Source organism: Achromobacter sp. LC458, from assembly GCF_001005835.2.
GTDB lineage: Bacteria > Pseudomonadota > Gammaproteobacteria > Burkholderiales > Burkholderiaceae_B > Achromobacter > Achromobacter spanius_B.
The window spans coordinates 1-13,104 of the sequence record NZ_LBHW02000050.1; the positions used below are offsets into that span (position 1 = coordinate 1).

The window sequence follows — 13,104 nt, forward strand, 5'->3', positions numbered from 1 at the left end:
CCGTGCTGGTACTTGCCTTGGTCGCGGCGCTGGCCATGTGGTGGAAAGCGAAAAACGGCCCCGCCGCCCCCCGTCCACCCGAATACAACCAGATACCCGTTGCCGTCAGCGTCGCGGCCGCCCGCGTCGGGCCGCTGCAACGCGACCTGCATGCGCTGGGCACCATCACGCCCTTGACCCACGTTGTGCTGCGCAGCCAGGTTGAAGGCGAATTGTTGCGCCTGCATTACACCGAGGGCCAGGCCGTGGCGCGCGGCCAGCTTTTGGCCGAGATCGACCCGCGTCCCTATCAAACCGCGCTGGCGGCGGCCGAAGGTGAATTGGCGCGCACGCAGGCGCTGCTGGACAACGCCCAGGCCGATCTACAGCGCTACCGCACATTGGCGCGCCAGGAATCCGTGGCCGGGCAGCAGCTGGACACCGCCCAGGCGCAGGTGCGCGCCTACACCGCGCAGCGCGAACTGAACCGCGCACAGGTGGCCGATGCACAGCGACTGCTGGGGCTGACCCGCATCACTGCCCCGCACGATGGCCGCATCGGCCTGCGCCGCGTTGACGCCGGCAACCATGTGCGCGCCAACGATGCCGACGGGCTGACCACGCTGGTGCAGACCACGCCCATTTCGGCGCTGTTCAGCATTTCGGAAACGCGGCTGGACTTGCTGCGCCAGGCGCAGGCGCGAACGGACGTGTTGCGCGTGCAGGCCTGGGATGCCGACGACCGCCGCCTGCTGGCCGAAGGCACGCTTGAAGCCTTGGACAACCGCGTCCAGACCGGCAGCGGCACCGTGCGGCTGCGCGCCCGTTTCGACAACACCGACGAATCGCTGTTTCCCAATCAATTCGTGAACATCCGGCTGGCCCTGGTCCAGCAAGACAACGTGGTCACCATTCCGTCGGCCGCCGTGCAGTATGGGTCCGAAGGCGCGTTCGTTTTTGTGATCGGCGACGACGCGCGCGCCACGCGCCGCGTGTTGCAGCTGGGCCCCGCCAACGCGGGCCATATCGTCGTGCAAGCCGGATTGGCGCCGGCCGAGCGCGTGGTGGTCGAAGGCGTGGACCGCCTGCATGACGGCCGCAACGTCCAGATCGTAGACCCCCTGACTTGAACCGCGCATGAGCCTGTCACGCCCCTTCATCCTGCGTCCGGTGGCGACGTCTTTCCTGATGATCGCCCTGCTGCTGTCGGGCCTCCTGGCCTGGCGCATGCTGCCCGTGGCCGCGTTGCCGCAGGTGGATTACCCCATCATCCAGGTCACCACGCAGTACCCGGGCGCCAGCCCCAACGTGACGGCGCGCGCCGTGACCGCGCCGCTGGAACGCCGCTTTGGGCAGATACCGGGCTTAAAGCAGATGTCGTCCACCAGCGGCAGCGGCATTTCGGTCATCACGTTGCAGTTTTCGCTGGACGTGTCGCTGGGCGTGGCCGAACAAGAGGTGCAAGCGGCCATCAGCGCCAGCGGCTCGCTGCTGCCCGGTGACCTGCCCACGCCACCCGTTTACCGCAAGGTCAACCCCGCCGACGTGCCCATCCTGACGCTGGCGGTGACCTCGGATTCCCTGCCCTTGCCCACCGTGTATGACCTGGTCGACACACGCATGACGCAGCGGCTGTCGCAGCTATCGGGCGTGGGCATGGTCAGCCTGGCCGGCGGCCAGCGCCCGGCCGTGCGCGTGCAGGTCAACCCGATGGCGCTAGCGGCGCGCGGGCTGCAACTGTCCGACGTGCAGGAAGCCATCGCCAAGGCAAATTCCAATCAACCCAAGGGCAGCTTCGACGGGCCGGTGCGCTCCGTCATCATGGACGCGAACGACCAGCTGCAAAGCGCCGCCGAATACCGCGAACTGATCGTGGCCTGGAAGAATGGCGCGCCGGTGCGGCTGGGCCAGGTCGCCACCATTGAAGACGGCGCCGAAGACCGCTACCTGGCCGCCTGGGTCGACAAGCAGCCGGCCGTGCTGGTCAATATCCAACGCCAGCCGGGCGCCAACGTCATCGCCGTGGCCGACCAGGTCAAGGCGCTGCTGCCGCAACTGACGGCCAGCCTGCCCGCCGCCGCGCACGTGCGCATCCTGACCGACCGTACCGAAAGCATCCGCGCGTCGGTGCGCGGCGTGCAATGGGAACTGGTGTTTGCCGTGGGGCTGGTGGTGCTGGTCACGTTCCTGTTCCTCTCCAACCTGCCCGCCACGCTGATCCCCAGCCTGGCCGTGCCGCTATCGCTGATCGGCACTTTCGGCTTCATGCACCTGGCGGGCTTTTCCACCAACAACCTGACGCTGATGGCGCTGACTATCGGCGCGGGCTTCGTGGTGGATGACGCCATCGTCATGCTGGAGAACATTGCGCGGTATCGCGAACAGGGGCACAGCCCGATGTCGGCCGCGCTGAAAGGCGCCGGGCAGATCGGCTTCACGCTGGTGTCGCTGACCCTGTCGTTGATTGCCGTGCTGATCCCGCTGCTGTTCATGGAAGACGTGGTGGGCCGGCTGTTCCGTGAATTCGCCATCACCTTGGCGGTGGCCATCCTGATATCGCTGGGCGTATCGCTGACGCTGACGCCCATGATGTGCGCGCGCCTGCTGCCGGCGCATGGGCAGTCGCGCCCCGGCGTGCTGGACCGCATCCAGGCGCGCTACGCGGGCTGGCTGGACATTACGCTGCGCCACCAGCGCCTGACGTTGATGGTGATGCTTGGCACCGTGGTCTTGACTGGCCTGCTGTACCTGGCAGTACCTAAAGGATTTTTCCCGGTGCAGGACGGCGGCGTGCTGCAAGGCGTGACGCAGTCCACGCAAAGCACCTCGTTTGACGCCATGTCGCGCAGGCAGCAAGCCGTGGCCCAGGCGCTGCTGGCGGATCCCGATGTGCAAAGCCTGTCGTCCTTCATCGGCATCGACAGCATGAACGCGACCTTGAACACCGGGCGGCTGCTGATCAACCTGAAGCCCTGGGCCGAACGCAGCGCGCCGCTAGCCGATGTCATGGCGCGCCTGGACGCGCGCGCCCGCGACGTCCACGGCATCTCGCTGTTTTTGCAGCCGGTGCAGGAATTGAATATCGAAGACCGCGTCAGCCGGGGCCAGTACCAATTCAGCCTGACGTCCCCCGACAGCGCGCTGCTGGCGCAATGGAGCCAGGCGCTGACGCAGCGGCTGGCGCAGTCGCCTGCGCTGGCCGAGGTGTCGTCCGACCTGCAAGGCAATGGCCGCCAGGCGTACCTGGAAGTGTCGCGCGATACGGCCGCGCGCCTGGGCGTCACGATGGACGACGTGGTGCAGGCGCTGTACAACGCGTTTGGCCAGCGCCAGGTGGCCACGCTGTTCACGCAGTCGAACCAATACCGCGTGGTGCTGGAAGTGGACCGCAGCCTGGCGCTGGGGCCCGAGGCGCTGGAACGCATCCACCTGCAAACCGAGGACGGGCAGGCGATTCCGCTGTCGGCGCTGGCCACGGTCAGCGAACGCGCGGTGCCGCTGGCGATCAACCATCTGTCGCAATTTCCGGCCGTGAACCTATCGTTCAACCTGCCGCCGGGCGGGTCGTTGGGCGACGCCATTGCCGCCATTGAATCGGCCAAGACCGACATCGCCATGCCGCCCAGCGTGGAACTGCGGCTGCAAGGCGCGGCCTCGGCATTCCAGGCGTCCCTGTCCAATACGCTGTGGCTGATGCTGGCGGCGGTGGTCACGATGTACCTGGTGCTGGGCATGCTGTATGAAAGCGCCATTCACCCCGTCACCATCCTGTCGACCCTGCCGTCGGCCACCGTGGGCGCGTTGCTGGCGCTGTTGATTACCGGCCGGCCGCTGGACCTGATTGCCGTCATCGGCATCATCCTGCTGATCGGGCTGGTCAAGAAGAACGGCATCATGATGGTGGACTTTGCGCTGGACGCCGAGCGCACGCGCGGGTTGGCGCCGCGGGATGCCATCCGCGAAGCCGCGCTGCTGCGCTTGCGGCCGATCTTGATGACGACGCTGGCCGCGCTGTTCGGCGCGCTGCCGCTGATGCTGGCCACCGGCTCGGGCGCCGAACTGCGCCAGCCACTGGGCTGGGTCATGGTGGGTGGCCTCTTGGTCAGCCAGATGTTGACGCTGTTCACCACGCCGGCGGTCTATCTGTTCTTTCACCGGCTGGGGCAGCGGCGCCCGGTCGGTGTGAGGCCCGACGGGCGCAACGCATGATCCGCGCGTTGCTGCACCGCCCGGTCGCCTGCCTGTTCCTGGCGCTGGCGTTGACGCTGCTGGGCGCGGTGGCGTGGCGGCTGTTGCCCGTTGCACCCTTGCCCCAGGTGGACTTTCCCACCATCGAGGTGCGCGCCGAACTGCCCGGCGCCAGCCCGGAAAGCATGGCCAGCACGGTGGCCGCGCCGCTGGAGCGCGCGCTGGGCAGCATCGCGGGCGTCAGCGCCATGAGTTCGTCCAGCAACCAGGGCGCCACGCGCGTGCAGCTGCAATTCGAGCTGGACCGCGACATCAACGAAGCGGCCCGCGACGTGCAGGCCGCGCTGAATGCCGCGCGCGGCGAACTGCCCGCGGGCATGCCGCAAAGCCCCAGCTACCGCAAGGTCAACCCGTCGCAGGCGCCCATCATGGCGCTGGCCTTGAGTTCCGCCACGCGCCCGGCCGGCCAGCTGTATGACCTGGGATCGACGGTGCTGGCGCAAAAGCTGTCGCAGATCAATGGCGTGGGCGAAGTCACCCTGGGCGGCAGTTCGCTGCCCGCCGTGCGCGTGCAGGTCAACCCCAACGCGCTGGCCCATTACGGCGTGGCGCTGGACGACGTGCGTAACGCCATCGCGAATGCCGCGCCCCTGCGGCCGCTGGGCCAGCTGGACGCGGCCGGCCAGCGCTGGGAAGTCGGCACGCTGGACCAGCCGCGCGGCGCGGATGAATACGGCCGCCTGATCGTGCGCCACGACGACGGCGCGGTGATCCGGCTGGCGCAGGTGGCGCGCGTCAGCGATTCCGTCGAAAACCGCTACAGCAGCGGCTTTCACAACACGAATCCGGCTGTCGTGCTGACCATCAGCCGCCAGACCGGCGCGAACATCATCGAGACCATCGACGCCATCAACGCCGCCCTGCCCGGCCTGCGCGCGCTGATGCCGGCCGACGTGGACCTGACGGTGGCGCTGGACCGCTCGCCCGGCATCAACGCCACCTTGCGCGAGGCCCACATCACGCTGGGCCTGGCGACCGCGCTGGTCATCCTGGTGGTGTGGCTGTTTCTGGGCAACGCGCGCGCGGCGGCGATTCCCAGCGTGGCGATACCCGTGTGCCTGATCGCTACGTTCGCCATCATGCACGCGTGGGGCTTTTCGCTGAACAACCTGTCGTTGATGGCGCTGATCGTCGCGGCCGGCCTGGTGGTGGATGACGCCATCGTCGTGCTGGAAAACATCTCGCGCCACCTTGAACGCGGCCTGTCGCCCCGCAAGGCGGCATTGCGCGGTGTACGCGAAGTGGGCTTCACGCTGGTTGCCATGACGGTGGCGTTAAGCGTCGTGTTCGTGTCGATCCTGTTCATGGGTGGGCTGGTCGAACGGTTGTTCCGGGAATTCTCGATCACGCTGGTGGCGGCCACGGTGATTTCGCTGGTGGTCTCCGTGGCGATCATCCCGGCCTTGTGCGCGCGTTGGCTGCGCGCGGATCAACCTTCGGCCCAATCGCCGCAATCGCCCCAATCGCCTCAATCGCCCCAATCGCCGCAATCGCCGCAATCGCCGCAATCGCTTCCTTCGCGCCCGTCGCGCCTGCAATCGGCCTTCGCCCGCGCGCACGATGCCTACGGCCGGTCCCTTGCGCGCGTGCTGGGGCATGCCCGCTTGACCCTGTTGCTGCTGGCCGCCGTGGTCGGCTTGAACGTGTATCTGTACGTCGAAGCGCCCAAGGGCTTTCTGCCCGTGCAAGACACCGGCCAACTGGTGGGATTCGTGCGCGGCGACGACGGTTTTTCGTTCCAGGTCATGCAACCCAAGATCGACCAATACCGCCAGCTGGTGCTCAAGCATCCGGCCGTGCAGGACGTCATCGGCTACAACGGCGGCAGCCTGGGCATCAGCAATTCGCTATTCCTGATCCGCCTGAAACCCGCCGCCGAACGCGGCGAGTCCTCTACCGAAGTCATCAACTGGCTGCGCACCCACGCCCCGCCCGTGCCCGGCGGCATGTTCTTCCTGAACGTCGACCAGGACCTGCGCATGCCCGGCGGCTTCGGCAATTCCGGCGACCACGAATTGGCCATCATGGCCAGCGACGTGCCCGCGCTGCGCGACTGGGCGCGCAAGATATCCAAAGCCATGCAAGACATCCCCGAACTGCGCGACGTGGACGCCCAAGGCGACGGCGCCACGCAGCAGGTCGTCATCAACATCGACCGCGCGGCCGCGCAGCGGCTGGGCGTGGACATGGACACGATCAGCAGTGTGCTCAGCAATTCGTTCAGCCAACGCCAGGTCGCCACCCTGTACGACGCCATGAACCAATACCGCGTGGTACTGGAGCTGGACCCGCGCTACACCGAAGACCCCGACGTGCTGGAGCAAGTGCAGGTGGTGGCGGCCGACGGCACGCGCGTCCCCCTGACCGCCTTCGCCACCTACGAGAACGGGCTGGTCAACGACCGCGTCTACCACGACGGCCTGTTCGCGGCCGTCGGCGTCGGCTTTTCGCTGGCGCCCGGCGTGTCGCTGGAACAAGGCCTGGCCGCCATCGACGCCGCCATGGCCAAGCTGATGGTGCCGTCCACCATCCAGACGCGCCTGGGCGGCGATGCGCGCAACTTCCAGCAAAGCCTGCAAGACCAGCCCTGGCTGATCCTGGCCGTGCTGGTCGCCATCTACCTGGTGCTGGGCATCCTGTACGAAAGCCCCCTGCACCCGCTGACCATCCTGTCCACCCTGCCGTCCGCCGGCGTGGGCGCGCTGCTGGCGCTGCGCATCGCCAACATCGAATTCACCCTGATCGCATTGCTGGGCCTGTTCCTTCTGGTCGGCATCGTCATGAAGAACGCCATCCTGATGATCGACTTCGCCCTCAGCCTGGAACGCCGCGAAGGCCTGACTCCCCGCGCAGCCATCCACCGCGCCGCCATGCTGCGCCTGCGCCCTATCGTAATGACCAACCTGGCCGGCCTGCTGGGCGCCCTGCCCCTGGTGCTGGGCATGGGCGACGGCGCCGAACTGCGCCGCCCCCTGGGCATCGCCATCGTCGGCGGCTTGATGATCAGCCAGTTCCTGACGCTGTATACGACGCCTATTGTGTATCTGGCATTGGAACGGCTGCGGGTGAAGCTGGGAGGGGTGGGGCGAAAGCGCGCCACCTGACGGCAACGCGCGCGGAGGCCGCAGCGGGTTCTACAGCATCGGTTGCCCGATGGCGGCCAAAAGCGCGTTCACAAGTCCCGCGGCATAACGTTGCGCCCGCACGCAGGCGTCATCATCCGCGGCATGGTGAAAGCGCGCATATGCGATCGGCCCCAATTTCAAATATCCGGCGCCGTGCTCATCGTCACAGAACCGCCGTCGCAGCGCGTCCAGGCCCGCGTCAATGGCGGCTGAATGCTGACCCGACGTCATGCGGCTCATGAACAGCCGCGCCACCTCTTCGACCGTTCCTGCATAGCGCAAGACGTGGACGAGGTCCGCTGCGTCTTTATTTTCATGCCGGTCGTCCAACGCCAATGCCTTCAAGATGACAAAGGCCGGCACGTCCGCAAAGCGGACGCGTTCGGAGGACATTCCGCCATCCTCCAACAGCATTCCGCTAACCACCTGCTCTTCAAACCAGTCATGCGTGATGCCCGCGTATTTGACCGTCAGTGCCGACACGCGCTCGCCATCGACGCTAACGGCGCGACCCGGCTGTACGGCCCCCGCGTCGCGCAGAAATTCAACCACCACGCGCCCCGTGCCGTCCACCTCCCGGGTCCATCGCCACGACGAGGCGACGCCCCGGAAGTCGACATACCGTGCAAAGCCCCGATGAATCAATTGCTTGGACAGCGACGCATAACCCTCGCCCTGCGCAATAATCTGCAAGTTAAGCACCACATCAACATCCGACGTGCCGGCATGTTGCGGGACTTCGGGAGGCGAAGCCGGGGTCAGATAACGCGGCACCAGTCCGCCGACCAGTCGCAACGATGACTTCAGACTGCCGAATGCGCCGTAAAGCGTCAGCAACGTCCGCTCACACGCAATCGTCACGTCCGAGCGATAGCCCGCGGCGTCGCGCGGCTTGGCTTCATCCGCCATTTACAACTCCAGTTTTTCACGCAGTTTTTGCGCTAACTCCTTATTCCTACCACGCCCATTTTTAAGGTCAAGGTAAAGGACGAAAAGGCTGGATAAGTAGGACTGATCCTGCATGAATGTGTCCCGAAACAGCATGCTGGCGCCGTCTCTTTCCACAAGGGTGACGTTAAACCCTTGGTCGGCGGGCTCAAGTGCCAATGCGTTGGCAATGGAGTGCGACTGTCCGCGTGCAATGACGATGTCGACGGCCTCAACGTGCGTAAGCAAGGGGGCATGGCGATTCGCCGCCGCTGCGCCGCTGAAGGCCCACGGGCTGGTCAGGCCTGCGTGGGCAAGGCGGCGTGCCAGTTGCTCCATCAGCGCGTGGGGCTGCTGGGAAAAGGCATACCAGTGCGTGCTCGGCGGCTTGCGCAGCGCCCACTGCTCTGCCCAGGCGTCCAACAGCAAAGCGGGCTCGACCAGCCGCCGCCGCAAGGTGCGGCCCGCGCCGCTGGCCTCGCACCATTCGCGCTTCTCAAGCTCTTGCAACACCACAGAACAGGTATACGAAGACGTCTGGGCAAGCGAAGCCAATTCCTGGCCCGTGATCCAGCTGCCCCGCGACATGAGCAATGCGTGTACGACGTTCTCGCGCGATTCGGTAAACAGCGGCATCGCCCGCGTCCGGGACGGCACGCGTTTCGGGCGTTCGATATTCACAAGCCACGTACGCCATCGGAAGTAAAGGCATCCGTCCGGTTCGAAGTAGCCGATGCCCCGCTCGCGCAGCATGGCTTTTGCCCCGGGGCTTAACGTGTCGGCCACGACCATCGGAATCCGGGCGCGCGGTGCAGCGCCCCCCGCCAGCACGGATTCAAGTTGCCACACGGCTTCCCGTATATCTCTGGGATACGCGTGGCGCAATCTGCGGACAACGATCTCTACCTCGCGCCGGTCCGCCATCAATGTCACGACAGCAAGGCCGCCGGTCTGACCGGCCGTAGAAGCCTCTGGGTCCGGCGCCACGACCTTGAAGCCGGTGGCGTCTGCCAAGGCGGTCACCAGGTGGATCATCGCCCCATCACCCTGGGCAAACGCGTCCAATCGATCTTTGGTCTTCATCGCGACACTCGAGGAAGGCGGGCACAGATGCGTGCCGGGCAGCGTCGGCAATTCGCCGACCAAGCCTTTACTTTAGCTTATTTGCATTGTTTAGCTGCGCAGCTAATGACCAAACATATTTTCCCATTCAAACAACCCACTACTCCGGCCACCGGGGCGCGGCGGTCAGGCGGTCGGACATGAATGCCAGGAATTCGCGGGCTAGCTGCGGTAGCGTTCTGCCTTGCAGGGTCAGCACCTGGATGCTGCGTTGGCGCATTTCGGGGTTGGTGAATGGCACGGCGACCAGGCCGCCTTCGCCCAGTTGACCCATCAGTGTCAGGTAGCCGGACAAGGCGACGATCTGGCTGCCGGGCAGCATCGGCAGGAAGGCGGCGGAATGGTTCGAGACGTAGGCGGGTTCGATGTGCAGGCCCGCGTTGGCGCAGGCGGCGTCGAACAGCTGGCGCACGGTGGTGCCGTGGTCGCCCAGGGATAGCGGATAGTGGACCAGGTCGCGCATGCCGATGCTGCGGCGGCCAGCCAGCGGGTGCTGGCGGCACATTACGGCGTAGACGGGTGCACGGGTCAGCAGCTCGGTTTTCAGGCGGTCGTCTTGCGCCGTGGTGTAGCGCAGCGCCATCTGGGCCAAGCCTTCAAGAATGTGGCGGCTGACTTCTTCGGGGCGTTCCACATACAGATGAAAGCGCGCCTCGGGCCGCTCGCGGTTGAATTGCGCCATGCACATGGGCAGGAAGTGATGGGCGAAGCCTTCGGTGCAGGCCAGGCGGATCGTGACATCGCCCACATGACCGCGCTGGCGAATTTCGGACGTGACGCGTTCTGCTTCCAGCGCCGCCGCATTGGCGTACGCGGCCAGTTGGCGGCCGGCCTCGCTCAGTTCCATGCCGCGCGCCTGGCGCTCGAACAGCGCAACGCCCAAGGCGTCTTCCAGCTTGGCAATCTGACGGCTGACCGCCGAGGCGGCCACGTGCTGCGACGCCGCCGCGCCGGCGATCGAGCCGCTGCGCGCGACCTCAAGAAAATACCGCAGTCCCAACGAGATCATCCCGCCTCCGTGTGACACATGCCAAAAAGGCAATGCAAAGATGCTAATTATCTGATTGTGGCATGTAGCGATGCGTAATAACTTTGTGCCTCCCTCGTCCCGAGTGCCGCCGTGAACCGCGAACAAGCCGTCCTGCAAGCCGTTGAAGCCTTTGACAATGGCACCCTTGAAGCCGCCCTGGCGCGTCGCGTCGCGTATGCCACGGAAAGCGAAGTGCCCGAGCAGGCGCCGATGCAGCACGCCTATCTGAACCAGGACCTGATCCCGGTCCTGAGCCGGATGGGCTTTACCTGTGAAGTGCATCCCAACCCCGACGGCGTGGACCTGCCTATCCTGGTGGCGCGGCGCATTGAAGCGCCCGGCTTGCCCACCGTGCTGATGTACGGCCATGGCGACGTGGTGCGCGGCAATGCGGCCAAGTGGGAAGCGGGCCGCGACCCCTGGCAGCTGCAAGTGGACGGCGACCGCTGGTATGGCCGGGGCACGGCCGACAACAAAGGCCAGCACAGCATCAACCTGGAAGCGCTGCGGCAGGTGATTGCCGCGCGCGGCGGCAAGCTGGGGTTCAACGCCACCTGGCTGATCGAGACCGGCGAAGAAGCCGGTTCACCTGGCCTGGCCGCGTTCTGCGACGCGCAGCGCGACACGTTGGCGGCGGACGTGTTCATCGCCAGCGACGGCCCGCGTCTGCATGCAGCGCGCCCCACGCTGTTCATGGGATCGCGCGGGGCGGTCAATTTTGAATTGAAGCTGCGTGCGCGTGAACGTGGCTACCACTCCGGCAATTGGGGCGGCCTGCTGGCCAACCCCGCCATCGTGCTGATGCACGCCATCGGCACCCTGGTGGACGCGCGTGGCCGCATAACGGTGCCGGCGCTGCGCCCCCCCGCCATCCCCGACGCCGTGCGCGAGGCGCTGGCGGATCTTGAGGTAGGCGGCGGCGAGGACGACCCCGACATCAACGCATGGTGGGGCGAGCCCGGGCTGACGGCGCCTGAAAAAGTATTCGGCTGGAACAGCCTTGACGTGCTGACCTTTCGCGCGGGCGATCCGGCCAAACCCGTGAACGCGATTCCGCCCGAGGCCGTGGCCTGGTGCCAGTTGCGCTTCGTGGTGGGCACCGATTGGCGCGCGCTGGAAACGCATGTGCGCGAGCACCTGCGCCTAGGCGGTTTTGAAGACGTGCAAGTCCGCGTCGGCATGCAAGGCGGCGCCACGCGCTTGTCGCCCGATAACGCCTGGGTGCGCTGGGCGGCGGCGTCGCTGGAACGCACGACCGGCAAGCGCCCCGCACTGCTGCCGAACCTGGGCGGCTCGCTGCCAAACGAAATTTTTGCCGACCTGCTGGGCCTGCCCACCTTGTGGGTGCCGCATTCGTACCCCGCCTGCGCGCAGCATGCGCCCAATGAGCATCTGCTGGGCAGCGTGGCGCGCGAAGGGCTGGCCATCATGGCCGGCCTGTTCTGGGACCTGGGCGAAGCCGTTCCCGCCTGACCGACCGTTTCACTACCGAGAGCGTTGCCATGACTGCTAGATTCTGTGCCGCCGTGATGGCGTTCAACCTTGCCGTCGCCGCTTATGCGGGCGACGCCCATGCCGCCTACCCGGAGCAGCCGATCAAGATCGTGGTGCCCTTCACGCCGGGCGGCGCGACCGATACGGTGGCGCGGCTGCTGGCCAACAAGCTGTCGGGCCGCCTGGGCCAGTCGGTCATCGTCGAGAACCGCCCCGGCGCGTCCACGGTGATCGGGGCGGACGTCGTGGCGCGCGCCCAGCCCGATGGCTACACGTTGCTGCTGTCGGGCAGCACCACGTACACCGTCTTGCCCGCGTTGAATCCGTCACTGCCCTACGACCCCGTGCGCAGCTTCGAACATGTGGCCATCGTCGCCCTGGCTCCCGTGGTGCTGCTGGCGCAGAACGGCCTGGCGGCCACCACCGTGCAGGAAGCGGCGGCGCTGGCCAAGCAGCAAAGCAGCAAGGGCGGGCTGATGTACGGCACGTTCGGGCCGGGCTCGGCGCCGCATCTGGCGGGCGAAATGTTTGCCGAGGCCGCCGGCGCGAAGATGGTGCCGGTGCCGTACAAGGGCAGCGCGCAGCTGATCACCGCGATGATCGGCGGCGAGGTGTCGCTGGGCGTGGACACGGTGTCATCCGCCGCGCCGCAAGTGCGCGCGGGCAAGGTGCGGGCACTGGCCGTCACGGGTGAACACCGCGTGCCGCAGATGCCGGACGTGCCGACTTTCCAGGAAGCCGGGATTCCCCAGGTGTCGTTCGTGGGCTGGTACGCCCTGGCCGCGCCGGCCCATACGCCCGCGCCGGTGATCGACACGTTGAACCGCGCGGTCGCGCAGATCATGCAGGACCCGCAGGTGAAAAAGGCGGTGTCGGACCTGGCGTTGGAACCTGTGTTCTTGCCGGGCCAGGCGTTCAAGGACCGGATTCAAAAAGAAGTGCAGACGTTCAGCGCCGTGGCCAAGCGCGCCGAGATCAAGCTGGAATAGACGACAAGGCAGGCACGGGCGCAAGGCGGCTAGGCGGCTAGGCAGCAGCATCAGAGCCGCAGCGCACCGCACCGCCACGCCACGCCACCGCCAAGGGCTGACCCCACCAGTCACGACCGCAAAAAAAACGCCTGGTCATGCACGCCGCGAAGCGTGCACCACCAGGCGCCGGTGCAGGCCGCAAACGCGG

8 protein-coding genes are annotated in these 13,104 nt (G+C 66.5%); 5 read left to right on the top strand and 3 right to left on the bottom strand.

The window, feature by feature from the left end; genetic code table 11:
• The first annotated feature begins 2 nt into the window (after positions 1 to 2).
• From YH64_RS26675 to YH64_RS26685, 3 genes are read left to right on the top strand one after another with little or no spacing between them, the layout of a single operon-like run.
• Positions 3 to 1,109, top strand: coding sequence for an efflux RND transporter periplasmic adaptor subunit (locus YH64_RS26675; RefSeq protein WP_255444766.1), 1,107 nt, complete (start codon positions 3 to 5; stop codon positions 1,107 to 1,109).
• 7 nt (positions 1,110 to 1,116) lie between these two features.
• A complete protein-coding gene (locus tag YH64_RS26680) occupies positions 1,117 to 4,188 on the top strand; it encodes a multidrug efflux RND transporter permease subunit (protein ID WP_046807366.1) in 3,072 nt (1,023 codons plus the stop codon).
• Entirely contained in the window at positions 4,185 to 7,331 is a 3,147-nt protein-coding gene (locus tag YH64_RS26685) for an efflux RND transporter permease subunit (protein ID WP_046807365.1), read from the top strand. The genes YH64_RS26680 and YH64_RS26685 overlap by 4 nt, the downstream gene beginning before the upstream one ends.
• A gap of 30 nt (positions 7,332 to 7,361) precedes the next feature.
• On the opposite strand, the gene YH64_RS26690 is transcribed toward YH64_RS26685, so the two are convergent.
• The 3 genes from YH64_RS26690 to YH64_RS26700 form a co-directional block, all read right to left on the bottom strand.
• Positions 7,362 to 8,261 (bottom strand): hypothetical protein, encoded by a 900-nt coding sequence (locus YH64_RS26690; RefSeq protein ID WP_046807364.1) that lies wholly within the window; start codon positions 8,259 to 8,261, stop codon positions 7,362 to 7,364.
• On the bottom strand, positions 8,262 to 9,362 hold the full coding sequence (locus YH64_RS26695) for a type IV toxin-antitoxin system AbiEi family antitoxin (protein ID WP_052946125.1): 1,101 nt from the start codon (positions 9,360 to 9,362) through the stop codon (positions 8,262 to 8,264).
• Between the two features lie 139 nt (positions 9,363 to 9,501).
• Entirely contained in the window at positions 9,502 to 10,410 is a 909-nt protein-coding gene (locus YH64_RS26700; protein ID WP_046807363.1) for a LysR family transcriptional regulator, read from the bottom strand.
• 111 nt (positions 10,411 to 10,521) lie between these two features.
• Here YH64_RS26700 and YH64_RS26705 point away from each other — a divergent pair, with 111 nt between their 5' ends.
• Both YH64_RS26705 and YH64_RS26710 read left to right on the top strand, forming a co-directional pair.
• Positions 10,522 to 11,904: a M20 family metallopeptidase gene (locus tag YH64_RS26705; protein WP_046807362.1), complete on the top strand. Its 1,383-nt coding sequence runs from the start codon at positions 10,522 to 10,524 to the stop codon at positions 11,902 to 11,904.
• A 29-nt stretch (positions 11,905 to 11,933) separates the two neighbouring features.
• Positions 11,934 to 12,914 (top strand): tripartite tricarboxylate transporter substrate binding protein, encoded by a 981-nt coding sequence (locus YH64_RS26710; protein WP_046807361.1) that lies wholly within the window; start codon positions 11,934 to 11,936, stop codon positions 12,912 to 12,914.
• The last annotated feature ends 190 nt before the right edge of the window (positions 12,915 to 13,104 follow it).

Coding starts and splice junctions, on each gene's coding strand:
- YH64_RS26680 (WP_046807366.1), top strand. CDS start 1,117: ATGAGCCTGTCACGCCCCTTCATCCTGCGTCCGGTGGCGACGTCTTTC.
- YH64_RS26685 (WP_046807365.1), top strand. CDS start 4,185: ATGATCCGCGCGTTGCTGCACCGCCCGGTCGCCTGCCTGTTCCTGGCG.
- YH64_RS26690 (WP_046807364.1), bottom strand. CDS start 8,261: ATGGCGGATGAAGCCAAGCCGCGCGACGCCGCGGGCTATCGCTCGGAC.
- YH64_RS26695 (WP_052946125.1), bottom strand. CDS start 9,362: ATGAAGACCAAAGATCGATTGGACGCGTTTGCCCAGGGTGATGGGGCG.
- YH64_RS26700 (WP_046807363.1), bottom strand. CDS start 10,410: ATGATCTCGTTGGGACTGCGGTATTTTCTTGAGGTCGCGCGCAGCGGC.
- YH64_RS26710 (WP_046807361.1), top strand. CDS start 11,934: ATGACTGCTAGATTCTGTGCCGCCGTGATGGCGTTCAACCTTGCCGTC.